Below are 24,431 nucleotides of genomic sequence, written 5' to 3'. Positions count from 1 at the left end.
TGAAAAAATTAAGACGTAATGCTAATCTGACTCAAGAACAGTTGGCCAGAGAGATCGGTATAGCAGTATCTACTGTCCGCCGTTGGGAAAAGGGGCTGGCCGAACCGACCATGACTTTAGACCAAACTAAAAAGTTTTGCCAAGCTGTTAAGCGCGATTTTGATGACTTACCTGATTCTCTGTTGCCCAAAATCTAATTTAATTAAATATCATTCGTCGCGATCGCGGTTTTAGATGCAATCGCCTATCTGGGAGAGCCCAAAAAGATGATCCAGCTTTAGGTGCATTAATTAAAGGAAAAAATCATGAGTCAAAAACACAAAAAAGTAATGAATTATTATGCCGTCGTACAAATTGAAGCACAAGTGGCGGTCAAAGCTATAGACGAAGATGACGCAGAAAACCAAATTAACGAAATTTTAGGTGGAATATGTTTTGACTCTCATATTTACTATGAGTCTATTGATTATGAGAGTCACACCATTCAAGAGCTAAACTTTCATGAAGTTGAATTAGACTAGAAAAGTTAGTGGACTCTGTAAGTTTGGATAAAGGTGATTCGGGAAATGTCAACTTAAATACTTCCAAATTAAATATTTCGGACGGAGGTTCTGTTTCTTCTCTTGCTATTTCCAGAGGAAACTCTGGTGTGGTTGAGGTAAATGCTTCTGAGATGATACAAATTAAAGATGAAAACAAATCCGATCGAACTCTGGCGTTTAAACAAATTAAACAAACATTTTTGGGTATTGATAGTATCAACCATGCTTGTTTCTATCTTTGCTCTTCTTACTGTCGAATATATACAAGTGCCTCCCTTAAAGGCAATTCCAGTTACCGTGGATACCAAAAAATACCTGGATTTGCTAGCTGGTCGTATTTCCCAGTATTCTACACCCGAATATTTAATTCGTCGCCGTCTAGATTTAGAGCATCAGATAGTCTTTACTGACTTTTTTGCTCATAATGGCAAATTCTTAGGGACTATTAATTTTAGTTTCCAAGATTTAGAAAAATTAAATGAAAATAAAAGTTTTGCTGAAAAATGATAACTATTATCGATCTTTTATTGAGATATCAGTGGTTAGTATATTTATTACCAAGATTATTAGAACAAATAGAAGATTTAATTGAAGTTGCTTCCGACTATGAGCTTACAAACGAGCATCAATATATCGAGCGAGTATGCGCTTTATTTCCCAGAATATTTGAATCTTTCTGCACGTTTGAAGATCGCGATCGCCGAGAAAATTTGGTGACTAATTGTTTCTCGTTAACATTTTTCAATAACTCGAATACGATTGCCTTATTAGAGATTATGGCGAACAACTGCGATACCCGTGTTTACGATTTGTGCGACAAGTTAACTGAAGCTCACCGAATATTTGAACGTTTGAGCGAGGACGAGCGCTTAATAGCTGATTTTTTAGAAAGTAAAGATTTAGTCGTTAAGCTCCCAGAAGAAAATTATTTGGTGTGCGTCTTGTCTTGGTTGGGAGAAGATTTTGTCTCTTTATGGGGTCGCATTCGGATTGAATAAAATATGAGTGGTAACGCTATATCGATCTACTAAATAGTAACGAAGAAGTTTTTTTAAGTGTGATCGCTGGAGAGGAAATACGTGAAGCTAGTTGTTTGAATAGCCATTTTGAAAAAGTTCGATTTGAATAATTTTTTTGGAAATTAGTATAACAATTTCTCCAGTCTTAAAGAAGATTGGCAAACAGATATTACAGAATTTCTCTTTTCTTAGCTAACTTTCTAATTTTGTTGTAATCGGATTTAATTAAATCTAACTCCTGTTGAGAATAAGATCTTTCTTCTAATAAAATTGAATGTAGTAAATGTAAAGTTTCTCCCCATCTATTGACAATCCATAACATTTTTTCTTCCTGATTGCCTGAAATTGGATATGGGCTTTTACTTTTGGCTAAATCTTTGAGTAGACTGTTTACTTGAACAGCATTCTCTTTTCGAGCAAAAATCTCCCTTGTGTTCCTAAATTTTGCTTTACGCTGCAAAATAATAGTGCTGACTAATTCTATTTTAGTTTTTAAAGGAGAAATAACTTTTTTTTCAATTTCACCCCTTCTTTTATTATTCGTGCATTTACTGTGAGTTGTTCGCACCAAAAGTAGTTTGGCAATTAACCTTTTTTTTAATTCCAGAAGGTCATTAAAATCATTGGGAATAATTATTTTATCAGTATTTTTAGCAAAAGTTATTTCATACAGCCAAGTGCAGCCCAATCCATAAAGAAATTCAGGAATTGTCAAAGTAGGATCTGATTCAACTGAATGTACGGCTTCTTTAACAAAACTATGGTCAAGATTAACTATAATTTCATGATAAACGTTATTTTTGCTGCTGTTAACTATCTCAATTCCAGATTTTATTAATGCTTCTGGCTTGTCTATAGTTATGATAAAAGTTCTATACATGCCCTCAAAAGTTTTTATTGTTAGTATTATCAAAAAAGTCAAAAAACTGGAACTTTTTATTCTCTAGGTAAAGAGGCGATCGCTGAAGGAGCAAGGCTTTAATAATCGGCGATTCTGTCAGATGTAATTTTATAATTCATCCCTTGTTCTTTAATGTTCAGCTAAAAGCTGGAGATTTCGTTTTTCAACGTGTGATTAGTGAGTGAAATATACTCCCTATAGCGATACGCCAAAAAACGTCTATTCGAAGCGATCGCTTTAATTTCTCAAGTAAACTAGAGATTTAAAGGAGTTTTTTTATGGGTGAAGCCAAACGTTATCTCTAACTAAATAAATATATTCTATAATAACAACAACAAGAGCCGAAAGGCTCAACTTTTTCGTAAACAGGGCTATTAAGGACTTGAGGAATATAACTGAGATAATATTTTTTCTAATTTCATAAAGTAACTAAGATATTGTTAATTTTCGAGTTAAAGTAAAATAACCTAATTTTAATTTTCACCAAAAGGATCGTGATAACTAACATTTTCTTCAAAAACATTTTTAGAATCAAAAAAATCTTGATTATCAACCTTTGAACTAGATGTCTTTACATTTTCTTGTAGTGATATATTTAGAAGTTGTCGAAGGTTAAATTGGTGAAAATTCCATAAATTATCACTCTCCCAATATGCGCGATTTATTTCAGTGTCGCTTGCTTGTGAATCAAACTTGGATATTGAAAGATATGCCATAATTAACGCTTGTTCTATTTTTAATCGCCTTTCATCATTTTCTAATGAATTTAGCCAGCCAATCACTTGACCAATCATAGTTGTCGATTCTTTTTTAAACCGAATTGATAAACTCGAATATTCTTTATTTGCAGATTTACTCATTGAACTAGATAATTTTATTGTTTATTAATTAATTGAAGAAATAGACCGTAAGAGTCTACCAACCTATAACCTAAAGATTCCCTATTTCTATTTAATTCAAAAATATCTTCTATTTTTGTTTGCAAACCTGCCCCCCACATTATCGGAGTAAAATCATGCTTTGAGTTTCGTGCTTGATATCTATCCGTTCGGTAATTTTTAAAATATAAATTGTAATCATGGTCAGAATTTGAAGAATTGCAGTCATGAATAGGCTCACAATTAAAATATTGTTCTAGTTCGGGTTCAAAAAAACGAGCCGCACCACCTGAAACAATAACAGAATCCAATTTCTTCAAAGAAGTTCGGTCTAACCATTTAGATACTTTTTTCCAGTATTCTTTCGTAACTCTCTCTATTACCGAAACAATATCTTCAATTTCCTGTTGGCGCAATTGTGAGTCTTTAGCAGAAGCCAAATTTTGAATCGATGGAAACTCTCTCCAGCAAGGATGAATTGTGCAGTGAATTTTCTCAAAGCTTATTTTTCTATCATAGAAATAAGAGTAAATAGAATTTTGAGCCTCATCTAAGCTTTGGAAGATAGCCTCAGCTAGTCTATTTCGTTCTAAACCAGAAGTCTCTTTTACTACAGTGTCCAAAAACCCAGAAAAACCAATTTGAGGACTTTCAATAGTTTCAATTGACCCATGATTGGATATGATTACTGAAACGTTTCTGTGACCCAACATTAAAACTCCAAGTCGATTTCTTTGATACCATTTCAATCCATTGCTATTTGTTGCAATTGAAATTAACCCTGCCCCTTCAGGACGGCAAATAAAATATTCTAACTTCACTCGTAACTCTTTATCTCTAAATTTAAAAGCTGATAAAAATTCTGTCAGCTTTTCACGAAACCGAACGCGATCGGTATATTCGTCGGCAGGAAGCAAGACTGCCAAATATAAAGAAAGCTTTTTTTTTGTTAAATTGTGACGCTCTCTTATTACTCCAATAGCAGCTAAAACCTTAAACAAGGCATTTTCATATTTCAATTCGTTCAAACGATCTTGGGGATCGAATTTTGATGAAAAAGCTCCAACTACAACTACTTTTTTTTGAACTTCTACCCAGGCTTGCTGGGCTGCAATAGGATCTCCACCCCAGCCTCTTGTTTCAAAATACAGATTTAATTCTGCCTTAGAAATTTCCTCGACTTCAGGAGACATTAAACAATATTCATGGCTTGTTGTATCTTCCAACTGATAAACAATTTTTGTTTGACTGCCACCTGGATCGACACAGACGTATAAATCAGGCATATTCTTAATACTAGTAAAATTTCTGCTTAGTGCCTTTTTTTAACATATGCATTTAGTTCAGCACCACTAAATAATAAAACAATTACGAGCAGAAAAACAAAATACAGATGTATTTTGTTGTAATCTTTCAAAATGATAAAATAATAATTATGTACTAACAAAGAACTGACGAAGAACTGACGAAGAACTGACGAAGAACTAACGAAGGATTGACAATAATCGCTCGAATATCTACTAAATAATCAGCAATTATTTAATTATTCTAAACACAAGCTGACGAAGAACTAACGAAGAACTAACGAAGAACTAACGAAGGATTGACAATAATTGCTCGGATATCCAGCTTATTTTTATTTCACCTTTTGTTGATAAAATATATGAATATTATTGTTTTTGCATAAGAGCTAGCTATGTTTTTGCATTGCGAAAATATTCGATTAACAGCAGGATAAAAAAACTTTAACTTAAAAAATGTCTAGATCGAAGCAAAAAGAAAGCCGTAAAAATTATCCACTACGATTGTCACCATCAGAACGTCAGATTTTGCAAATAAAAGCTGATGAGGCCAATCTAAAATTGAGCGAGTATTTACGAGTCGCTGGACTAAATGCAACTATCTCCAGTCCAGCAAAGATGCCTGAAATAAATCGTGCTACATATATCGAGCTGGGACAAATTGGTAACAACATTAACCAAATAGCTAAAACTATTTACAGCTATCAACAAAGAGGAATCACGTTTGATGAGATTTGTATAGAGTTACAAGCAGAATTGGAAAAATTAAAATCCCAACTTCAAAAAATTAGACTAGAAACTATAGGTATAGCAAGTACTTCAAACGATGATTGCTAAACAAATTAAAGGTAAAAACTTTCGTGGAGTATTAGAATATTTGCAAGAAAAAGAAGGTAGTTATATCCTCGGTGGAAATATGGCGGGAAATACTCCAAGCGTCATGTCCGCTGAATTTGCGATCGCCAAACAATTAAACCCAAATCTAAAAAAGGTTGTTTTCCACTCCAGTTTATCTCTACCAAAATCAGAACATTTAAAAGACGATACTTGGAGAGCGATCGCTGCGGAATATTTGAAAAAAATGGGCTTTACGGGTTGTCAGTACGTGGTATATCGTCATACTGACAAGGACCACGATCATATTCATTTGGTAGCTAGTCGTATAAGAATTACAGATGGTACAACGGTCACTGATAGCTGGGATTATCTAAGAAGCGAAAAAATAGTTAGGGAACTAGAGCAAAAATATCAACTTATACCAACAATTTCATTTAAAGCTAAACTCAAACGAGGACAGACAACAGGCGAGATCAAGTTAATTGAGCGTACTGGAGAACAAAGCATCAGACTCAAATTGCAGCAGACAATTGATGCTTTAACTAAAGAGCCAGTGACTATGCCAGAGTTAGTTAATCGGCTTAAAAGCAAAGGCATTAATGCCCAAGTTAGCTTTACTCAAACAGAAGAAATTAGGGGTCTAAGTTTTGAACTTGGTGGAGTAGCTATCAGCGGAGCGCATTTGGGTCAAGCCTATACCTTTCATGGTATGCAAAAATACCTACAAGTCAGCTTTGACATGCTTCGCGATCGCGAAGCGCTGCTAGTGGCTAGCAAGAGAAAACCAGCCCAAAAAACTAAGCTAGAGATGGCTCATCTACAACAGGAAGAGCGTAGCTTAATTATTGCGCCTATTTTAAAGGATTTAATTAATAAAACAAGAAACAGTAATCCCGTGACTGATAACTATCGTATTTCTTGGGAGCAAAATTTACGTACACTCTCTTTGTTTAGAAAAGATAATACACTAATATTAACTGTTAAATACCAAGACGGAAAATTTGAACCACAGAAAATCCCTCTAATCGAAGAAAATAAACCTCTACTCAAAGAGGCTGATTTAAAGTACTGGCAACAGGTAACTGCCAAATTAAAACAAAATCACCAGGCTTTCCAATCACCCAGACACAGACAAACTTTATTGTGAATTATAATCGGCTGCAAACAAATCAAAATTAGCCTCGGCTGGATTTTCAGTCGTAGCAACAAGCTTTTCAGCCTCTTCGTTGACATAATAATCCGTGGTATTAAGCTCCTGGCTGGAAAAGTTGTTGTCGCCAAGAGACTGTGTTTGAGTAGTGAATTCTGTGGCATTGAAAGCTGTAAATCCATCAAGAGCAGTGACATTATTGTTACTAACCTTTGAATTTGGACTTTTTTCGTTGTAAATACCGTAGATACTTCCTACTTCAGTATTGAAGCCTGGAGCAATAAAATCACTTCCTACATCTTGGACGTTATTATTCTCAATCGTCGTGCCAGTGGTAGTATCGTTCCAAATAGCATGGGCGTTAATGTGAGAAAAATTGCTATCTTTGATTGTAACATTGGTAGTATTAAAAAATTTAACCCCAGCAGCATCATGATTTTGAGGATGTTGAGCAGCCAAATTGACACCATTTACCGTAACACCACTAACTGTTCCGCCGTTGGTGTCGCCAACACCAATACCTTTTCTGCCCACGTTACTAATATTGGAATTAAGAATCTGAACCCCGTCTGCTGTAGATAGATTTATGCCAGTGTTATTTTGCCCATCTTTATTTGGTTGGCTGATACCAATATTATTAATATCTAAATTTTGTAAAGTTAGATTTGAAGCGCCATAACCGTTAATGCCATTGTTAGCGTTGGTTAATTCTAAGTTTTGGATCGTTGCGCCATCAGCATTTTGAGTTATGTTTAAAATAGGATCCCATGAGCCACCACCATCGATTACTGTACTTTCTTGACCATTAAGTGTAATGTCTTTATCGATAGTAACTCCCGAAGCTGAATAGGTTTTGTTTCCTAGCTCCACTACATCACCACTATTAGCCGAGGCGATCGCACTGTTTAAATCTCCCCCATAATCACTCTCAACATTAATTATCTTACCGTTGTTTTCAGGTGTTGCTGTCGCCTCACCATTATTAGGTGAGATGATTGCATTACTCGATCCCTCCCCCGAATCATTAATTACTCCATCTTGACTGACCGTTTCATTTGCCGTTAAATCTTCTGAGTTAACACCGTTTTCATTTCCCGACTCAACTGCTGCATTATTCTCGGGTAGGGCGATTGGGCTCTGCCCAGCCTTCGGCATCGCATTACTTTGAAAAAGATTATTAAAAACTGATTCGCTTACTCCATTATCAAATACGCTTGTATTTGTATATAAACTATTTATTGTTTCGTTGTTATTTGATAAATCTTCTAGCATTTTACTCTCACAGTAAATAATCTTTTACCTTTAAGTCAAAAGAAGGCTGGCACTGTACCGATAGGTCAGTGTCAGTCGCGAATTTTGACTTAAAGGTCAGTTGCAATCTGAATCTTCACACCCGCCCTCGACAGTTCCTTCTTGAAGCAGTCGCTCATGGGGCTTGCGCCGCTTAGTTGGGTGGAAACCCCCAAGACCGCGCTGCTTCGCTTTAACGGGGTGGAACCCCGCAACAGACTGTCTTGTAAAACGCGACGCGCACTAGTGCAATCCTTATTTGTCAACTGAATTTAGCAAGCCCGCGCTTCCTTTTAGGAAGCGTCGGGTGATTGATTTTATCATGCAGGGGCAATTGCTCCTGACATAGTGAAGACGACGTTTACAGATAGAATATTTCAGTAACCTAGTAGCCCTAAATCCTAATACACCTTTTCGTGTATGCTGCACTTTTACTCAATTAGATCGTAGTGATATATATGTATATTAAAAACTATTGTTTACAAAAATTAGCAGTTTATTTGACGACAAATTTAACAACGGTCAGGGACGCGAGCTTGCGAGCTGACGCGAAGCTAACCCTTTAGGGCAAGCCCCGCCTTCTTGCTCCCGCGACATGGCGACGAGGAAACTGCGTCGGCTTGCAAGCTGGAGTTTTGAATAAGTTCGACTCCAGCTTGTTCCGACGGGAAACCTCGCCGTCGGGGGTGCGCTTTTCAAGGCGGGGAACCTGACCAACCAAATTCCATATTGAGATATTTTTGAATCCAATTTAGATCCTTATTAAGTCGACAGGCGGTTTTTGACAGATAACTATTGTAAACAGCAAATGCCTCTTGATTATCATTAAAAATTGCACTTTTAGCCCAGTCGAAGGGAGGGAAAAAGCCAAACTCATCGCGAAACTTAACCGCAGCCCAGCTAGGAGCGAAGTTATTTTGATAACCTTCTCTCAATAAAGAGCGATATTTTTCCATCCGAGCAAGATCGCACTGTGAAATTAGGCGGCCAGAATTTAAATTAGTAACTAGCTTGGCTAAGTCGAAATTGTATTGGCATTGAGGGCATTTAAGAACTACTGAAGCAACATAAATCCCACAACCGCCTGCTTCTAAAGGACAAATTTTTAAAGGGGGCTTACCTTTTTTATTCTTGGTATTATTAGCCTTTGAAGTTTCAAGAGTTACTTCTTCCAAATCTTCAACAAAACCGTGTTCTAAGACGTTACCAGATTGATCTAGCACGAGGCAGTCGTCTTTATTTTGTGCCAGCCGTAAACCCCTACCTACCTGCTGAAAATAAAGAGCCTTTGATTTTGTTGGACGAGCTAAGATAACGCAGCTAACTTGAGGAACGTCAAAACCCTCGCTTAAGGCATTACAGGATACCAAAATTTTTAGTTCGCCGTCAGCCAGCTTTCGATATAGCTCATTCCTAACTGAAATTGGCGTAGTCCCACTAACTACATTTGCCGAAACACCTAGCTGGGAAAAAGCTTTAGCGATATTATTAGCATGAGCAACTTTAACAGCAAAGGCAATTGTCGGTCGTGTTTGAGCTAACTTGCACCAAGTTTGACAAATTTGCTCGATTAATTCGGGGCGATCGCAAGAAACACTTAGTTGATTTAGATCGTAATCTCCATTGACCAGATTTACATTGTCAAGTTCGATATTAAAGCTCAAACCAAAGTAAGAAGGCTTAACCAAAAAGCTCGATTCAATAAGTATTTTAGGCATTGGCGCACATACTAACGCCGAATAAACATCACCCAAGGATTCTCGTTTTGATAATCGCCAAGGTGTCGCGGTTAATCCCAAATAAATTGCCTCTGGCAACAATTTCTCCCTGATCTCCTGGCAAATCTTGCTAAAGGCTACTAAATGACATTCATCAAAAATAACAAGATCGAATTTTAGCAGTTTCCAGCTATCTCGCTTTGGAAGTGTCTGTACCGAAGCGATTTGCACTCCTGCATCGATGTTTTTTGGCCAGCCAGCTTTAATAAACCCACATTCTAAACCTACCGCCGCAAATTTCTTGGCGGTTTGCTCGATCAGAATTTCTCTATGAACTACAAACAAAACTTTTTTAGCCCGACTTGAAGCGTCAAATACTACTTTTGTAATTATAACTGTTTTTCCCGCACCAGTAGGAGCAAAAATTAAAATTTTTTTTTCTCCCTGGCGAATATAGGCATATGTATCGCTAACCACCTGTTGTTGATACGGTCTGAGGGTAAACACAATTGGTTTTTCTTTTAACTTTCGGGGAGTTTGAGGAGCTGTAATCTTTGATTTGACATGACGGGAGTACGTCACATCAGTACGTAGCGTTTAGTTAAGCAAGCAACCAGCGATATATTCCATAAAGATCGACAAACAAAAAGACTGCCGCCGAATAAAAAACTAAAAATTTGTCCCGATCTAAAATGGAGGAAATCAAAAGCTGGCTGGAACTAAGGGCTAAAATAATAAATCCATAACCACTAATAGTTAATTTAGAAGCGACTAAAAACCCGCCTAAAATTGCACAAATACTACTAGAAATTCTTAAAGCTTTAATTAAATGTTTTTTGTTCGGTTTTGTATTATTTTCATCTGACATTATATTTCTTTGCTCTTCTAAATTTATCTCTAGATAGCTTCGTATTTGTTCTACAGAATATTTTTTTTGGCAATCAAAAGACTTTATTGTGTTTAATGCTATTTTATTTTTACAATACAGGTATTTTCCATAGCTAAATCCACGATCGAACTTAGCCAGGTCTTCCTTACTCAACCTGTAAGCTTGAGGATAAACATATTTGGCGAAAAATTTAAAAATTAGAATATGAATTTTTTTTGTATCAGGATCGCTTCCCATACAGGAGCCAATTACAAATGCTTCTCCTGCTGAAGACATATCGCAATCCAATAACAAATGCAAATAGTCGTGATCTTCGAGAGAAATTCTTCCAGGTAAACTAATAGTACTTTGGGGATTCTCCAGTAACCATACGACAAAAGGAATTTCGCTAGCTTTAGCCTTCTTATATTTCTTAACTTTTTTATCTTTATGAACTAAAATCATTGTGCCGATCGATTAATTATATTTTTAGTTATTAATAAATTGAGACAAATCCTGATTTTTCAATTATTTCTTGTATATCTGGAGATTTAAGATAATTTGCATAATATTTAGCTGCTTTTTGGTCGCTACTGCCATCTTGACGATAAATAAGAAAAATTCTTCTAGTTAAAGGATAACTTCCGTCCTGAAATGCTCTTAGGTTGATTTTACCATCAACCTTCGGACTAATATAGTTTGTCGAGTCGCCATCTGCTAAAGCAAGCACTTTAACTAGCTGCTGATTTTGAACTAAAGAGGCGGAAGCAAAACAGATTGCTCCAGGAGTGCCAATTAGTTTTCTTAAAGCCAAAGTATGATTTTCAGCATACTTTATATTTGCCGACGTTATTTCTATTCCTTCAACCTTTTCGTTTTTGATTGCTATTGGTGTAATTGGCAAGTCAATTTGCGGGTCGATTTGACTCCAGTTGGTTATTTTTCCTGCAAAAATTTCTCTGACTTGGTTTCGGTTAAGCTTTGATACGGGCAGAGAGTTATTGCCAAATACCACAATGCCATCAATTCCTAAAGCAACTTGTTCTAAATTCAAAGAGCGTAAATTTGCTCTTCGATACTCTCTATCGTTTAAGGGTCGATCGGTATAGACAAAACTTAATTCGCCTTCAATTAATTGAGCGATCGCGTAGTCTGTACTAAAATCATTGTTGAGAGGCTTGGTGTATCTTACCTCAAATTTGGGGTTTAAATTTCGTAGTGGTGTGTTTATACCTGAAGCGATAAGCGCCGAATATATAGGCGAACCAGCGTAATTAAATATTCCCGTAACAGAAGTTGATGCTGCTTTAGGGGCAGTTGCTTTTTCTTTTATAGACGAATACAAATAGCCGCTCCATAAGAGACAAACAATACCTAAGACTATTACGCTAAAAGCGTTAGATAGTTTATTTAATCCCTGTCGATCTTGTTTTCGGAAATAATTTAAACAAAAAATAACTCTCTTTTTGAATGAAGAATTGAAATGCCGTGATGTTTTTAGATTGTTTAGATGATTTCTAGGTCGTCTGCGTCCCTTTATAAAAGAATTATTTTGATGCTTCATCTTTAATTCTAGCTTTTGTGAGAAAGAAAATTTTTCGGGAAGTTAAATTTAGCAAATTGAGAAATTTGATTTTAGGCTGTACTTCAACCATCAATATTTGTAAAAGATTACTGCTTCTATAGCTTCAAGCTTGGATATAGGAAAATTTCGCAAATATTGATGAAATATATCTGTCAAAAAGCTTCCATGAGCAGAAGCAAAATAGATAAGTATAAAATAATTCTGAAATCCATACTAATTACCAATTAAGTTTAAAGCAGCCCATTTTTGTGGATGAGCTAATTGTCTAATTTGTTTAACTTGAGCTTTTTGTAAAGCGACCGCCTTATTTGACAAATCATCATTAAGATTGGTATAGAAATTATTTATCATTTCTTTTTGGTCTGCATCGGCAACTTGCCACAATGTCCCTAACGTCGAGCTAACACCACTTTTGGCAGCAACACCAGCCAAACCAAGAACTGAAAACTTACTGCCTAAAGCCGTTTCGCAAGCGCTTAACACGAGCAAATTTGGCGCATTCACACTATTCTCTAGCAAAAACTCTAATTCAGGAACCGATATTTTTTTATCATAAGCTAATATGTAAGACGTTTTTGCTGTACCGCCAAAATATCCATGTGTAGCTAAATGCAATACAGAATATGATTTCTGCTTTAACTGCTCTGATAAGTTTTTTTCTGTAAAATTACTATCTAAATATTGGTTAGAATTTATTAATTCTCCAACCTTCTTAACTTCTTGGTCTACGCTTGGTATTGTCGACCAGCCTGCTTTTTTAGGACTACTAAGACCAAAGACCAATGCTGTTGGTTTTGAAAAAACTTTAGATGGCTCAATTGTCATTTTTAAGCCAATTGAGGAACTAATCGCCCACTTCTCGACTAGATAATTTTTGCCATCAAAGAGTGCAGCCATCGGCAAATTACGCAAAATTCCGTCGTGAATAAAAACCAAGACTTTTTCTTTTTCTTGTACCGATGCTAGTTCTGCTTCAAAAGGTTTTACGATCAAATCATAGAAATATCTTGAATGGTGGCGGAACCTCCAAGAGTATGAAGTGTTTAATTCAGCGCGCCACTTTTTAGCAGATTCATACAATTCGGACTTAGAAATCATTTTTTCGCTTTTTATTATCCTACCATCGGGCAATCGTAAAATAAAATATACTTTGTCATGTAATACAATAGAATTTAGAATCGCCATATTTTTTTTAATACGGGAACTATTGCTTAACTGCTGCTTTTCTATTTCAAAACAGTCTTCGCCAAAATAGTTGTTGAGTTGCAACAAGCGCAGTCGATCGGAAATTACAATAGCGTCTCTAAGAGAAGATAATTCAGGCTGCTCTAAAATAATTTTTAAAGTATCTTCATATATTGGCTGAATTTCTTTGTTGAACTTAACTACGCGGCTTGGACTACTAGAAGAAACTGTTTTTATTAGAACGTCAATTGTGTCGATTGTATTTTTATACTTTTCAAGCGCAAGCTCCTTCAGACCTCGTGCCTGATAAATGTCCGCTATTAACTTTTGCGAACGATAATAACTTTCTGAAGTTAAGGTCGAGCTTGCTTTTAGTTCGGCTTCTTTAGCATAATCTAATGCTAGAGTTAAATTAGCCTTTTTTTGATAAAAATAGGCTAATTCGAGAAGTACGTAACTTTCGAGCTGAGGGTCTTTATATGATTTGGCGATCGCATCGGCTTTGCCTAGCCAGTATACCGATCTATCATTATCTACTCCTGCCCAGTTAATTAACACATAGACTAGCTGCTTAGATGGAGGGAGTTTATTTAGGGTTTCCTGACCTTTAGCTAATTGATGTAAGCTTAAAGTGTTTTGTTCCAGTTTACTCCATTCAACTAAAGCAGACACAGCAGCCAGTGAGTTTTCTTGCTTACTTAAAATTAGCGCTCGCTCGGCATAAACGTTAGCCTGTAATTCATAACTTTTAGCAAGAGAATAATAGTCTTTTGAATCTTTAGCCCTAATAATTTCTTCAGCCTCTAATAATACCGATGTTTTTAGCTCTCGCAGAGTTTTAACTAAGTTATTTAGAGTAATTAAGGATACTTTCTTGTTTAAACTATCTTGATATGCGATCAAAGCAGATTTATAGTTCCCGTTGCCGCTTTGAGCGTTGCCGATTCCCAATTTAATTAAAGCTTTTGTGTTAGAGTTTAGCCCAGGAAATTTCTTAGCTTTCTCTAGTTCCAAGAGTGCCAGACGAAATTGCCCAAGTTGAGTATAGCCTTGAGAAATCTTGAGAATTGTCTCTAATTCCAAATTACGTTTATTTTCTTGATGGAATAACTTGGCTTCTTCATGCCACAAATCAATAGCTTCAATCGGTTTGCCTTTTTGCCAAGAAAAATCGCCAGTAGTAGCACCAGCGCCTCTATTTTCTGCTAAAATCGATTTCTCAGTCGTAACCATCGTTGTTAATATTAATAACGTTACTAAATTAATTTTAAAATTCATTGTTTTTACATACATTGATAAGATGCTATCTTAAAACATTATGCTTAAGTATCAAAAAAGATTAAATTATCTTGGAAAATGAAAAACAAAAATCAAGATATTGCTGATTCCGTAACTAAAGAAATTGCCCAGTACCATGCCAATGTAGCGGTAATTAAATTGATAATTGTGGTTTCCTTCTGGTCTATCTTTTTTTTAATATTTGGATTTTTAATCGATCACCCTCTGAATGTTCCCAGAGAACAGCCTAATCAACAGAAGACAATCGATTAAAATAAACTGTCGTATCAACTTCACAAAAAAGCTTGACCCGATACTCGAACGAGTTTGTGATACAATTCTTCGTACTCGTCATAGCCAACTTTTGACTTGTCGGGATCGGGATCTTTCTCAAATAATTCTCTAGGTAGTCGGGCGAATCTACTCGTGTCTATTCCCCTTACAGGTCTGGCAAAGTCAGCCTCCATTAGAATCTTGGCTAAAGCATTTGAAATGGTTTTATTAGTAGCAGCAGGTTTAAATTTTGTCCGTTCTGCGTAAAGTTCTTCTAAGAGAATTTCAGGGGTCAGATCATGGTGAAGTTCTTTATGGAAAATTTCGTGATGACTCCGTTCTACTGCTCCAGCAATCTCTGCTGGGGAACAACCACGATAATGCGTAAATAATGTCCGCCATTGAGTATCCGTAAGCTGCTCGTGAAATCCTGGAAAATGTTTCGCCAAATGAAGCTGGAAAATTTCCCACTGCGCTCCATCATGCATATCAGAAGGGAAAAACCAGATATAGTTGAATCGCCTAATTAGCTCTGGTGGCAACATATCAAGATGATTTATTGTTGCTAACATAATCGAAGGAGATTCATGATCTTGCATCCAAGTCAGAAGCTTTCCAGCCATTTTAGCTAAGATTCCACCGTTGCTATTAGAATTCCACCCTGCGAAGGCTTTTTCAAACTCATCAAAAAATAGAATGCAGTTTCCAATACCATCGACCACCTCTAAGACATACTCTAAATTAGTTAAAGATTGGGTCAAGTTATTATCAATCAATTGGTTCCAGTCACAGGCGATCAAAGTCGCATTTAGTTTGATGCTCATCATCTTGGCGACTAGAGATTTACCAGTACCAGGCAAACCCCATAAACAACAACCTTTTGGCGGTCTGAGATTTCTATTTTTTGCCTCTTGAGTAAATAGTTTCTCGATCTTCTCTAAATCTCGATCGAGTAAATCTAGCCCCCCAGCAAAAACATCTGGCTTGGGAACTATTTTTAGTCCTTTTGCAGCTAATTTATGCGTTTTAAAATCAGTAATGTTTTCGACTAAAGACTTTGAGGGCAGATGATTTTTAAGTAGCAATTCTATCTCCCCTCTGGGCAGACCATAACAGGCTCGAACTAAAGATCGAGCGATCGAATCATCGGTTGATGGTTCGATCAATAAATTAATATATTCATGGTCTGGAATTCCCAGCTCTAACACGGCGATCATGGCGTATAGCTCAAGAGGAATTGAAACCGTTGAATCTATTAAGATTATTTGATGCTTTGCTTCTGTTTGAAAATAGTAGTTTCTTAATTCGTAATTTAACTTGGAATTAATTTTTCCCGAACCTTCAAAAATTAGGATTCCAGGGCTACTAATTTTCTCTCCGACTGCCGTAATTTTCTCCTCAACACAATAATTAGTATTATGAAAATTGACGGCATTTTCAATTATTTCGGCTTTTTGTAAGTAATCATAACTTGGATTCCAAAAATATATATTGCTAGGATCGGAGTATTGTTTAGCAATTTCTAAGATTAGGTAAGAACGATCGATTAAATTAAATTGAATCGCTGCTATTTTATATTTTGGTAAATCTGACCAATTCGCTTTCATCGTTTAATAAATGGGTCTGAAACCCCGTCCTAAAGGATTAGCTTCGCGTCCCCTTCAGGCTGGGGTGCGTCAATTTAGTTCTCCAGTTTCTCTTCGCTCAACTGGCTCGACAAAAACTACACAGAAGCCAGAAGTCGTCTTGGTATTACCGAGTTGAAAACTAAGACCCAATGAATTAACTTTATCTTTACAACTGCCATCTACCAGATCGTCATTCCAGCTAATAATATTTTTGGCTACTTTACCTTCCTTGCTCTTAGCCCATTTAAGAGTTTCTCGATCATGTCTGGCTATATTTTGCTGTCGCTCTTTGGCGATCGCCGTCTCATTAACAAAAAATCCCACGCCGAAAGAACATAAGGCAATCAGACAAGATGCTTTTTTTAGGAATGAGTATTTCTTGCTAACTGTAAAAGATGTCTCCCCTTGATTGTGGTTAATTTCTTTGAGAATCTTGTGAATCTCTGTATTAATTTTTGCCGTTGAAATATTTAACGCTAACCTTTCTTGCTGTTCGACTAGATTTGTTAAATCTGTCAAAAATTCGGCTTTTGACTCTTCAATGACTTTAACTAATTCTCTTCTACCGTGGTCGAAAGCTTGGTGAATTTCATTCGGAAAAAGTTCATATAATATCTGAGTAATTCCACATTGAAGCAAAATTAAAAAAAATGGATCGTTGTGATCGATTTTCCAGATTTCTACAGTTTTACGGACTCGCCGTTGAACTTCTTTTGGCTTGTGCATTAAAAATTCGTCCAGCAGCGTGCCGTTGAGAAACGAAAGATCCTCCTTTAATTGCTTTGCTTCTTCTAATCTTTCTTCTTTTTCCATCTTGCTCAGCCATACAAATATTGAAGTGATTTTGACTCGCGATGAACTTTCTGTTCTTCAACGATTTTAGCCAAACCTTCTACGGAAGATAGGTTTAGATCGAATAAAGGATTGAAAAGTTTTTCAAGTTTGTCTATTAGAACCGTGCCATTTCTTTTAGTGCGAAAATCATTTGATTCTTTAAGCTCGACATAAGGAATTTTCTGGCGATCGCAAGAAAATTGCTGTGATGGAGTCATCTCAGGTAGCTTTAATATAGGAATCTGGTTATCTAAAATAGCTTTTAGTAACTCAGGACACGAATTTTCTAAATATCGAAAATCTCCACCAGAGGTACATCGACCTGGATTGAATACCAAACAATGATAAAGACTCTGTGCGGGATATTTCTTTAGTTGAGCTAAAAATCTCTCTACACTTTGTGAACATCCATCTGTCACGAAAAAGTATACTATATTACTACAGTATTCTTTGAATTCGAGAGTAGTCAAACCAGATCTTTCTACCCAAGCATCAAACATACTAGAGATATTAGAGGGTAGATTGAGTAAAACCGTTTTTTTACTAACTTGTGTCAGGATTTTATCCGCTTGGTCTTGGTCATATTTATTATCCGAGAACTGGATCGCGATCGAGTCAGTACAAAAGTTTCGATACAAAGGAATAATGTCGTCTATACTTTGATCGGCTTCAACGAATGTAAATAAATTACTCCAATTCTTAGCAATAAAATATTCTATTAGGCATCGTGAAAAAAAAGATTTACCTACTCCACCTTTTTCTCCACCTACAATGTAGATACTGTTAGTATTAGACGAAGTAGCAGTTTGACCTTCGTTCTCGATCTTAATTTCATCTGTCTTATTTGGATGTTTCATTAGAACATTTAATTATCTTCTTTTCGGTTGATTTCTCTGTATAAATCGGCTTTTACCTGCTCTAATTGTTTCTCTAAATTGGCTTTTGATTCCATACAAGCTTGTATTCTTTGGATGGGTTCAGCGCCCTGTTCTACGGAATATGGATATGCAAAACAGTTAACAATCCAGTTTCTTACAAATTGACTTCGCTTTGCATGATTGCGTCTAAAGTAGTTAATTATTTTTCCTTCATCCGTATCACCTTTGTAGTTTATTTGAATATAGTCAGTGCTACTAGTGCTATTACATTCTTCTTCTGGCATCATAAATATCTATCAGATTTTATTAGTCTGTTTACATGTTGAAACGAAATAACGTTGTAACTAATGCATGTATGAAAGCTTTTAGCACTTAAATTGATGCGCTATAGTCAAATTATACACGTAAATTTTCAGATTGACTCAACGACATAAGAGCCTTTGTAAACTTTTTTTAAAGCAAAAATACGTGTATTTAAGCCAAAATATACGCATGAAAGCAAAAATACAGGTATTTTTTCGAGTGTAATATGATATTACATTTTTACCCGTTAAATAACAAAATAATATTTTCTTTTGCTAAAAATATACTACATTACAAAATTTTAAATCATAATTTTTAAGTGTATTTTTAAAAATTGTCATTATTGATTTTTAATATTTAATTGTTATAAGCTAATTCAATCGTATTTAGCGCAAAACGCGAAACAAATGGTGAATTGAGTTCCCAAAAACCAAAAAAAAAAATTGGCAATTTACTCGCGGATGAGGCAGCAGAGTCATTCGATCGATTAGATCGTTTTGCCGATGAGATTAAATCGAATAGCTCACAAATTGATGGTCTAGATCTTATTTCACTGGGAATTAAATCGGTATCGGGAATTGGAAAGATTGGATCGGCTGCTTTCAAACCTGGGGCTAAATTGCAAAATTCTATTGAAGATTCTCAAGCTGCGGAGGAAATCTATAGTCATTTTCATAGATATTTTAAAGTATTAGACGAGTTAAACAAACACTCAGAATCTAATTCATATTTGGTAGAGAGTAAACGATGGGGAAAGGTTGTTATATCTAATACCGCAGAAGCTCGTGAAATCAAAATTGGCGATCGTTATCATGCGGTAGCCAAACATAACGAGCAATGGCAAATGCTTAAAAATGATTTAACTAATCAAGATATTGATTACATTAATAAATTGCCAAAAGACAAGAAAAGTCTGGTAAAACAACAATCTGGTAATTTATTAGCCGAACATTTACTAGAAGGATTTAAAACTCAAGATAAAATATTTTGGAAATTTAATTTAGATAAATTTGAAGAAAGTTTTTATGAATTTAAAAGTTTTTTTTCTCAACATAATATTTTATCAATTACAGGAAAAGATCGGAATGGATTGAATGTTTACAAAGCAAAAATTCATAGCAATGGGCTGGTAGAGATTGAGAAAAATGAGATTTCTATCACGAATTTAAAAAACTTTGTTGCCTGGAAGCAAAAACAACCAATCCAAAGGGTAAAAGAAATTCAAAATAATTTGCAACAAAAAATCTGATGAATATAATTGGTAATAGTTTTCTCACTTCATTACCTCTAGACTCAAAATCTAGAGATATGGTTATTCGGCTAATAGCTGTAGTCTTAGCGTACTTCGTTTATACAGAGCCGATGATTTTCGCTATCTTTTTAATTTCGATAGCAGTTTCGGCTCTTACCACATTTGTAATCAATCATCTTTTCAAGATCGAACTTAGCTGGAAATATAGTATTATTTTTGCTTTAGCCGTTACTTTTTGTTTATCTTATCAAAGCGCAGCCCACTCGGCTGCACTTTTTAAGGCGCTTGAAACAGCGACATCACAGATTGTTAGCTCTGGTGGTCCAGATGGGATAGATGCCAACGCCGTTAAAAGCTTTTGGTCATTTATTCGGATTGTCGTAATTTTAGGTTTAGCTACTATGGCGGCGGCGGCGGCATGGGGTGCCACGCATGGTAATGATGTTAGTAACGTCGTCAAATCTTTTTGCATTACTTTTTTTACCGTGCTTGGAATTCAGGTTATCTCGACCGTAATTCTTGGAGGTAATACTGTGTGAAGAATTCTTTAAAAAGCAAAGAAGACTATATTAAAGTTATTCGTACTTTGGACGATAAACCAAAATTTTTCTTTTTAACCTACGAACAGCTAACTCCAATTGCTGCAATTTCGGCAATTTGTTACGTTATTTTCGATATGCTTTTAGGTTTAAAGACTTTTTGGTGGGGGTTGACCTCAATCTGGCTATCTATTATTTGGCTTCTGCTAGCTGGAAAAAACAGTTATGAGTTCACCGATCAATTTTGGCCCTTGCCAGGTAAAGGTTATTTTAATTTACATAGTTATTTTGTACCTGCAACTGAAGGATCTTTTGAGCGTCAAATGAAATTGAAACGACAACCTAAATCCCAATCCCAAACAACTAATACAACTGGGGGGAAAAAACAAAAAATCGTTGCATTTCAAGTCGAGAGCGATCTTCATGGAATCATGGAGCTGGAATTTGGTGAAGATAAATTTGCAATTCTGCTCAAATGCGATCCTCATGGTAAATGGTCGGCAAATATACCATTTGCCTTGGATGGAATTCATCCCGAACTATATGATGCTGAAGTTGATTCTCATGCCCAAGCCTTAAGCGAAGCGCTAAAAGATATTCCTTTTGCAGAAAGCTTAACTCTGTTTTTAGGTTGTAGAAGTAAAACTAGAAAGCGGATTAATCAATTGCGGGAACTCCGTCGCCAAAGTAAATTGCCTTTAATAGATTTACTGCTTTTAGGAGAAGAACTGCGAGTCGAAGAAATTACTACCAAAGGTCTAAGACAAGAGTGGAGCCAGTATGCGTTTGCTACTTGGACTCGCGAAAGACAAGATATGCGCGATAAAAGCGATTTCCTAAGCAAAATTACTCATTCGCTACAACAATCATTTAACTCAAAGGCGCAAAGTTTTGCTGGGACAACAGATCACCATCTACGAAATATTTATGTCCAATTAGCAAATGAAATTTACGCTAACTCTTATTATCCCTGGAAAACTACTCTTGGGACTAAAGGAGGTTTAAAATTACGCCCTCTTAACCCACAAGAAATTTGGGAAGAACTACTGTGGTATCGCTTTAATAGTGGTCCAGCTCCGACCATACCTCAAATTATTAAAGTCAAAAAAATCGGGTCAGAATTTGACTATCAAATCAAAGTATCCGACCCTCAAAACCCTACAGATACGCTTTCTATCCTATTAGCGGGAGAAAGGGGAAAAGAAAGTTGTCCTCAGCATTACGAACGTAGAGATGTAGTAGCTGTTAATAACGAACTGGTTGCTGTAGCCAGTTTAGATAAAGGCGGAACTCCAGATGGGTGGGAAGATCCAAGAGATCAGCTTAATTGGGTTTGGTCAAGAATAAGCGATTTAACAGTTAGGGACACAGAAATATTTGTGCAAATCTCTAATGGCGACAAAAGGCAAGCTCATGATGATTTAATCAAAATTTCTAAACAGAGTACCGCATCTAACGCTGCCGCAATTGAGGAAGGGGCTGGAATCGATGTAGCCGCCACTCTTCAACAAGACGAAGCAATCGAAGCTCAAGCGAGATTACATCAGGGTGCGGAACTAGTTTTTTCAGCAGTTACTTTGCTAGTTTATCGTCAAAACCTTGAAGAATTAGATCGTGCTTGTACTCGCCTTATAAACTCCTTTAGTCCAGCAAAGTTTAAGCGGGAAAAGAATGTCTGCTGGAAATTGTGGCTAGAAACTTTACCGATCAATAATCTACAGCTACTCAGATCGACCGCGATTGAAACCTTAAGCGAAAGAAGAACAAAACTGGATACTATATCTGTCAGAGGAATCTTGCCCTTAACTAAACCACAAAATATTCATCAAAATGGCCTGGAACTAATTAATAAAGAAGGGGGATATCCTTTATACATTGATTTATTCAAGAATAATGAGCGAGCAATTATCACGGGTAAGTCTGGGTCAGGTAAATCTATCCTATCTTTTGGGATAATTAAACAGGCTTTAGCACAAGGAATAAAAGTAGTGGGCATGGATATGTCTAATGCTGGAGAATCGACCTTTGAAGCAGTAACCCAATTATTGGGAGAACAAGGTTCTTACGTCAACATTCTCAAACGTTCATTCAACGTCATTCAGCCCCCAGATTTAAGCAATTTTGACGCAGAAACACAGGTAGAGCGCTTAAGAATTTGGAAAAACTCTTTACGTGAAGTGTTGATTGCCATGGCAATGGGTCAAATCGCAGATCAAGAATTGCATGAAAGAGTGGATTCAGTAATGTTGAGATTGCTTAATACTTTTTTCCACGATCGATCGATTATCGACCGCTACAACGAAGCTTTCGATCATGGATGGCAATCTTCCCAATGGCAAAACATTCCAGTCCTTGAAGATTTACTTTTCTTTTGTTCAAAGGAAAAATTAGGTCTGACTGACTGCAAGGAAATTGACGAACGTGCTATTAATCAGATTAACAATCAAATTGGAGCCAAAATACTAGATCCTAATATCGGTAGAGCTATCAGTAGACCGTCGGATCTGCCACCATCCCCACAAATGACATTTTTTGCTTTATCAGGATTGACTAATAAAAATAATTCTCTCGTCATGGCCCTAGTCAGCCAAATGGCCTGTCTCAATGCAGCTTTAGAATCTCCAAAAAGTTTATTTGTGATGGATGAGTGTTCAGTTTTGTTAGGAGAAGCTGGATTTGCCAAAGTTGTCGGTCAGAGGTTTGCCACAGGCAGAAAACAAGGTCAGTCCGTATTAATTATCGGTCAAGATATTGACTCGATAGCTAAAATCGCTGACTCTACCGTCAGCAGCCAAATTATTACCAATACAGACTATTGGCTAATCGGTAAAACCAATAGTGGTTCGGCTGAAAGATACCGTGATGTCGTAGGAGTACCTTCACATTTAATTCGTCAAGCCGCCTCAGAAACTTTTACAGCTAATCCACAACAGATGTATTCTCAATGGCTTTTGTGCCGTGACGATCGCCAATGGAAATGCCTATATTTTCCTTCAAGTCTTCAATTGGGCGTGTTAGCAAATAGCCCAGATGAACGAGCGGCGAGAGAAAGAGTATTCGCACAATACCCAAATACTAATTCAGGAAAATTAGTAGCATTAGGACAATTTAGCCAAGAATTTCGCTACGCATTAATTTCAGGTTCTCCTTTAACTAAAATAGGATTGAAAGCCTCATGAATAAATACAGATATTTCAAATCAATACTAATACTTATCTTATTAATAGGCGAAGTACTATGTAGCCTACCCGTTTGGGCGCAATCGAATCTTGATAATATAGATGTTGAAGTTAATGATACTCAACCTAATATTGACCCAAATGTCGATCTTGAAGTTAATGAAAATAATGTTGACCTTAATGCCAATCCAGAATTTAAATTAAATCCAGCTACTCGCATTGGCGGAGAGGATGGAGTTGTTTTAGAGCCAAACGTCGAACTTAGAGATGGCAATTTATCCGTAGATCCTAAATTCGATTCCAGCCAAGCGATCGATTCTCTTAAAGATAAGGCTAAAAATGCTTTAGTTAATTTTGTACTTGACAATTTGGGAGCTGGGGATTTTATCACTTCAATAAATCAAGACTTATCAGTAATTGTTGGCGATCTCAAAACCTTTTTAAGCTTCGGTGATGGGCAGGAAGTAGAAACAGGAGACTTGGGAATTCCTAACGTACAACAAGCCCGTGTTCTCTTCAATGAAGATCCTAATCTTTCTAAATTTGACGATATTTTAGGCACTCAAACTGAGACTACTTATAATAGCCGATACAAACTCTACCAGCAATATTTAAGAGATTTAACCCAAGGATACTCTGAAAATAGCGCTTTGTCCCTGGCAGGTCAGTCCAAAATTAATCTTAAAATTGACGCTGCTAATGCTGCGGCTGAGCAATCAATCAACATTGCAAAAGACAGCACCAATCAGGATGTTTCCCAAAATCTTTTGCGAAATTTATCCAACCAAAATGCAATCGAGCAACAGACGGCTGCGATTACTATTTCAGAGATGCAAGATGCGAAGATAGACCGCAGTTTAGGGTTACAGCTCGAATCTGAAAACCTAAGAGAAATTTCAGAGTCAAATACCCGTGAAGAAAGAGCTTCGACAGCAGCTTCAAGCGCTGCTGAAAACTCATTTTTCTTAATAACCATACCAGGTAATAAGTAAT

Annotated in this window: 23 protein-coding genes; 11 read left to right on the top strand and 12 right to left on the bottom strand. The window is 36.3% G+C overall.

Going from position 1 to position 24,431, the window contains the following annotated elements; translation table 11 throughout:
* The 4 genes from KME09_00310 to KME09_00295 form a co-directional block, all read left to right on the top strand.
* Positions 1 to 197 (top strand): helix-turn-helix domain-containing protein (locus tag KME09_00310; protein ID MBW4532362.1); only part of this gene is annotated, 197 nt, incomplete at its 5' end.
* Between the two features lie 108 nt (positions 198 to 305).
* Positions 306 to 521, top strand: a complete 216-nt coding sequence (locus tag KME09_00305) for a hypothetical protein (protein ID MBW4532361.1) — start codon at positions 306 to 308, stop codon at positions 519 to 521.
* A gap of 168 nt (positions 522 to 689) precedes the next feature.
* The gene (locus KME09_00300; protein MBW4532360.1) at positions 690 to 1,049 is read left to right on the top strand and encodes a hypothetical protein; all 360 of its coding nucleotides are present in this window, start codon (positions 690 to 692) and stop codon (positions 1,047 to 1,049) included.
* Positions 1,046 to 1,540 (top strand): hypothetical protein, encoded by a 495-nt coding sequence (locus KME09_00295; GenBank protein ID MBW4532359.1) that lies wholly within the window; start codon positions 1,046 to 1,048, stop codon positions 1,538 to 1,540. Before KME09_00300 ends, KME09_00295 begins: the two co-directional genes overlap by 4 nt.
* 190 nt (positions 1,541 to 1,730) lie before the next feature.
* Here the strand turns inward: KME09_00295 and KME09_00290 are convergent, their stop codons facing one another.
* The 3 genes from KME09_00290 to KME09_00280 form a co-directional block, all read right to left on the bottom strand.
* Positions 1,731 to 2,441, bottom strand: coding sequence for a hypothetical protein (locus KME09_00290; protein ID MBW4532358.1), 711 nt, complete (start codon positions 2,439 to 2,441; stop codon positions 1,731 to 1,733).
* 494 nt (positions 2,442 to 2,935) lie between these two features.
* Entirely contained in the window at positions 2,936 to 3,322 is a 387-nt protein-coding gene (locus KME09_00285; GenBank protein ID MBW4532357.1) for a hypothetical protein, read from the bottom strand.
* Positions 3,323 to 3,336: 14 nt separating this feature from the next.
* Entirely contained in the window at positions 3,337 to 4,626 is a 1,290-nt protein-coding gene (locus tag KME09_00280) for a ParM/StbA family protein (GenBank protein ID MBW4532356.1), read from the bottom strand.
* Positions 4,627 to 5,097: 471 nt separating this feature from the next.
* Between KME09_00280 and KME09_00275 the strand changes: the two genes are divergently transcribed.
* Both KME09_00275 and KME09_00270 read left to right on the top strand, forming a co-directional pair.
* The gene (locus KME09_00275) at positions 5,098 to 5,478 is read left to right on the top strand and encodes a MobC family plasmid mobilization relaxosome protein (protein ID MBW4532355.1); all 381 of its coding nucleotides are present in this window, start codon (positions 5,098 to 5,100) and stop codon (positions 5,476 to 5,478) included.
* On the top strand, positions 5,468 to 6,625 hold the full coding sequence (locus KME09_00270; GenBank protein ID MBW4532354.1) for a relaxase/mobilization nuclease domain-containing protein: 1,158 nt from the start codon (positions 5,468 to 5,470) through the stop codon (positions 6,623 to 6,625). The genes KME09_00275 and KME09_00270 overlap by 11 nt, the downstream gene beginning before the upstream one ends.
* On the opposite strand, the gene KME09_00265 is transcribed toward KME09_00270, so the two are convergent.
* From KME09_00265 to KME09_00245, 5 genes are all read right to left on the bottom strand, one after another.
* Entirely contained in the window at positions 6,617 to 7,900 is a 1,284-nt protein-coding gene (locus KME09_00265) for a hypothetical protein (protein MBW4532353.1), read from the bottom strand. The genes KME09_00270 and KME09_00265 overlap by 9 nt on opposite strands.
* Positions 7,901 to 8,613: 713 nt before the next feature.
* Positions 8,614 to 10,218, bottom strand: coding sequence for a DEAD/DEAH box helicase (locus KME09_00260; GenBank protein ID MBW4532352.1), 1,605 nt, complete (start codon positions 10,216 to 10,218; stop codon positions 8,614 to 8,616).
* A gap of 19 nt (positions 10,219 to 10,237) precedes the next feature.
* Positions 10,238 to 10,969 (bottom strand): hypothetical protein, encoded by a 732-nt coding sequence (locus KME09_00255; protein ID MBW4532351.1) that lies wholly within the window; start codon positions 10,967 to 10,969, stop codon positions 10,238 to 10,240.
* Positions 10,970 to 11,000: 31 nt separating this feature from the next.
* Positions 11,001 to 11,849: a substrate-binding domain-containing protein gene (locus KME09_00250; GenBank protein ID MBW4532350.1), complete on the bottom strand. Its 849-nt coding sequence runs from the start codon at positions 11,847 to 11,849 to the stop codon at positions 11,001 to 11,003.
* A 453-nt stretch (positions 11,850 to 12,302) separates the two neighbouring features.
* Positions 12,303 to 14,552, bottom strand: coding sequence for a CHAT domain-containing protein (locus KME09_00245; GenBank protein MBW4532349.1), 2,250 nt, complete (start codon positions 14,550 to 14,552; stop codon positions 12,303 to 12,305).
* A 78-nt stretch (positions 14,553 to 14,630) separates the two neighbouring features.
* On the opposite strand from KME09_00245, the gene KME09_00240 reads away from it, so the two are divergent.
* Positions 14,631 to 14,825 (top strand): hypothetical protein, encoded by a 195-nt coding sequence (locus KME09_00240; GenBank protein MBW4532348.1) that lies wholly within the window; start codon positions 14,631 to 14,633, stop codon positions 14,823 to 14,825.
* A 20-nt stretch (positions 14,826 to 14,845) separates the two neighbouring features.
* Here the strand turns inward: KME09_00240 and KME09_00235 are convergent, their stop codons facing one another.
* The 4 genes from KME09_00235 to KME09_00220 form a co-directional block, all read right to left on the bottom strand.
* Positions 14,846 to 16,432 carry an AAA family ATPase gene (locus tag KME09_00235; protein MBW4532347.1) on the bottom strand — a complete coding sequence of 529 codons (1,587 nt, stop codon included), beginning with the start codon at positions 16,430 to 16,432 and terminating at the stop codon, positions 14,846 to 14,848.
* A gap of 69 nt (positions 16,433 to 16,501) precedes the next feature.
* Positions 16,502 to 17,266: a hypothetical protein gene (locus KME09_00230; protein MBW4532346.1), complete on the bottom strand. Its 765-nt coding sequence runs from the start codon at positions 17,264 to 17,266 to the stop codon at positions 16,502 to 16,504.
* 5 nt (positions 17,267 to 17,271) lie between these two features.
* Entirely contained in the window at positions 17,272 to 18,144 is an 873-nt protein-coding gene (locus KME09_00225) for a hypothetical protein (protein MBW4532345.1), read from the bottom strand.
* 8 nt (positions 18,145 to 18,152) lie between these two features.
* Positions 18,153 to 18,452: a hypothetical protein gene (locus KME09_00220; GenBank protein MBW4532344.1), complete on the bottom strand. Its 300-nt coding sequence runs from the start codon at positions 18,450 to 18,452 to the stop codon at positions 18,153 to 18,155.
* A 431-nt stretch (positions 18,453 to 18,883) separates the two neighbouring features.
* On the opposite strand from KME09_00220, the gene KME09_00215 reads away from it, so the two are divergent.
* From KME09_00215 to KME09_00200, 4 genes are read left to right on the top strand one after another with little or no spacing between them, the layout of a single operon-like run.
* Positions 18,884 to 19,717, top strand: a complete 834-nt coding sequence (locus KME09_00215) for a hypothetical protein (GenBank protein ID MBW4532343.1) — start codon at positions 18,884 to 18,886, stop codon at positions 19,715 to 19,717.
* Entirely contained in the window at positions 19,717 to 20,259 is a 543-nt protein-coding gene (locus tag KME09_00210) for a hypothetical protein (GenBank protein ID MBW4532342.1), read from the top strand. The genes KME09_00215 and KME09_00210 overlap by 1 nt, the downstream gene beginning before the upstream one ends.
* Positions 20,256 to 23,438, top strand: a complete 3,183-nt coding sequence (locus KME09_00205; protein MBW4532341.1) for a hypothetical protein — start codon at positions 20,256 to 20,258, stop codon at positions 23,436 to 23,438. The genes KME09_00210 and KME09_00205 overlap by 4 nt, the downstream gene beginning before the upstream one ends.
* Positions 23,435 to 24,430 carry a hypothetical protein gene (locus KME09_00200; protein ID MBW4532340.1) on the top strand — a complete coding sequence of 332 codons (996 nt, stop codon included), beginning with the start codon at positions 23,435 to 23,437 and terminating at the stop codon, positions 24,428 to 24,430. Before KME09_00205 ends, KME09_00200 begins: the two co-directional genes overlap by 4 nt.
* Position 24,431 lies beyond the last annotated feature (1 nt).

It is taken from the genome of Pleurocapsa minor HA4230-MV1 (assembly GCA_019359095.1).
GTDB classification, from domain to species: Bacteria; Cyanobacteriota; Cyanobacteriia; order Cyanobacteriales; family Xenococcaceae; genus Waterburya; species Waterburya minor.
Note: the sequence above shows the minus strand (reverse complement) of the source record. Positions and strands in the feature narration are given on the sequence as shown.

What these genes read in the sequence shown, in the direction of transcription:
- KME09_00200 (MBW4532340.1), top strand. Translation starts at nt 23,435, where the DNA reads ATGAATAAATACAGATATTTCAAATCAATACTAATACTTATCTTATTA.
- KME09_00305 (MBW4532361.1), top strand. Translation starts at nt 306, where the DNA reads ATGAGTCAAAAACACAAAAAAGTAATGAATTATTATGCCGTCGTACAA.
- KME09_00240 (MBW4532348.1), top strand. Translation starts at nt 14,631, where the DNA reads ATGAAAAACAAAAATCAAGATATTGCTGATTCCGTAACTAAAGAAATT.
- KME09_00220 (MBW4532344.1), bottom strand. Translation starts at nt 18,452, where the DNA reads ATGATGCCAGAAGAAGAATGTAATAGCACTAGTAGCACTGACTATATT.
- KME09_00270 (MBW4532354.1), top strand. Translation starts at nt 5,468, where the DNA reads ATGATTGCTAAACAAATTAAAGGTAAAAACTTTCGTGGAGTATTAGAA.
- KME09_00290 (MBW4532358.1), bottom strand. Translation starts at nt 2,441, where the DNA reads ATGTATAGAACTTTTATCATAACTATAGACAAGCCAGAAGCATTAATA.
- KME09_00280 (MBW4532356.1), bottom strand. Translation starts at nt 4,626, where the DNA reads ATGCCTGATTTATACGTCTGTGTCGATCCAGGTGGCAGTCAAACAAAA.
- KME09_00265 (MBW4532353.1), bottom strand. Translation starts at nt 7,900, where the DNA reads ATGCTAGAAGATTTATCAAATAACAACGAAACAATAAATAGTTTATAT.
- KME09_00235 (MBW4532347.1), bottom strand. Translation starts at nt 16,432, where the DNA reads ATGAAAGCGAATTGGTCAGATTTACCAAAATATAAAATAGCAGCGATT.
- KME09_00275 (MBW4532355.1), top strand. Translation starts at nt 5,098, where the DNA reads ATGTCTAGATCGAAGCAAAAAGAAAGCCGTAAAAATTATCCACTACGA.
- KME09_00230 (MBW4532346.1), bottom strand. Translation starts at nt 17,266, where the DNA reads ATGGAAAAAGAAGAAAGATTAGAAGAAGCAAAGCAATTAAAGGAGGAT.
- KME09_00245 (MBW4532349.1), bottom strand. Translation starts at nt 14,552, where the DNA reads ATGAATTTTAAAATTAATTTAGTAACGTTATTAATATTAACAACGATG.
- KME09_00210 (MBW4532342.1), top strand. Translation starts at nt 19,717, where the DNA reads ATGAATATAATTGGTAATAGTTTTCTCACTTCATTACCTCTAGACTCA.
- KME09_00285 (MBW4532357.1), bottom strand. Translation starts at nt 3,322, where the DNA reads ATGAGTAAATCTGCAAATAAAGAATATTCGAGTTTATCAATTCGGTTT.
- KME09_00300 (MBW4532360.1), top strand. Translation starts at nt 690, where the DNA reads ATGAAAACAAATCCGATCGAACTCTGGCGTTTAAACAAATTAAACAAA.
- KME09_00255 (MBW4532351.1), bottom strand. Translation starts at nt 10,969, where the DNA reads ATGATTTTAGTTCATAAAGATAAAAAAGTTAAGAAATATAAGAAGGCT.
- KME09_00225 (MBW4532345.1), bottom strand. Translation starts at nt 18,144, where the DNA reads ATGAAACATCCAAATAAGACAGATGAAATTAAGATCGAGAACGAAGGT.
- KME09_00295 (MBW4532359.1), top strand. Translation starts at nt 1,046, where the DNA reads ATGATAACTATTATCGATCTTTTATTGAGATATCAGTGGTTAGTATAT.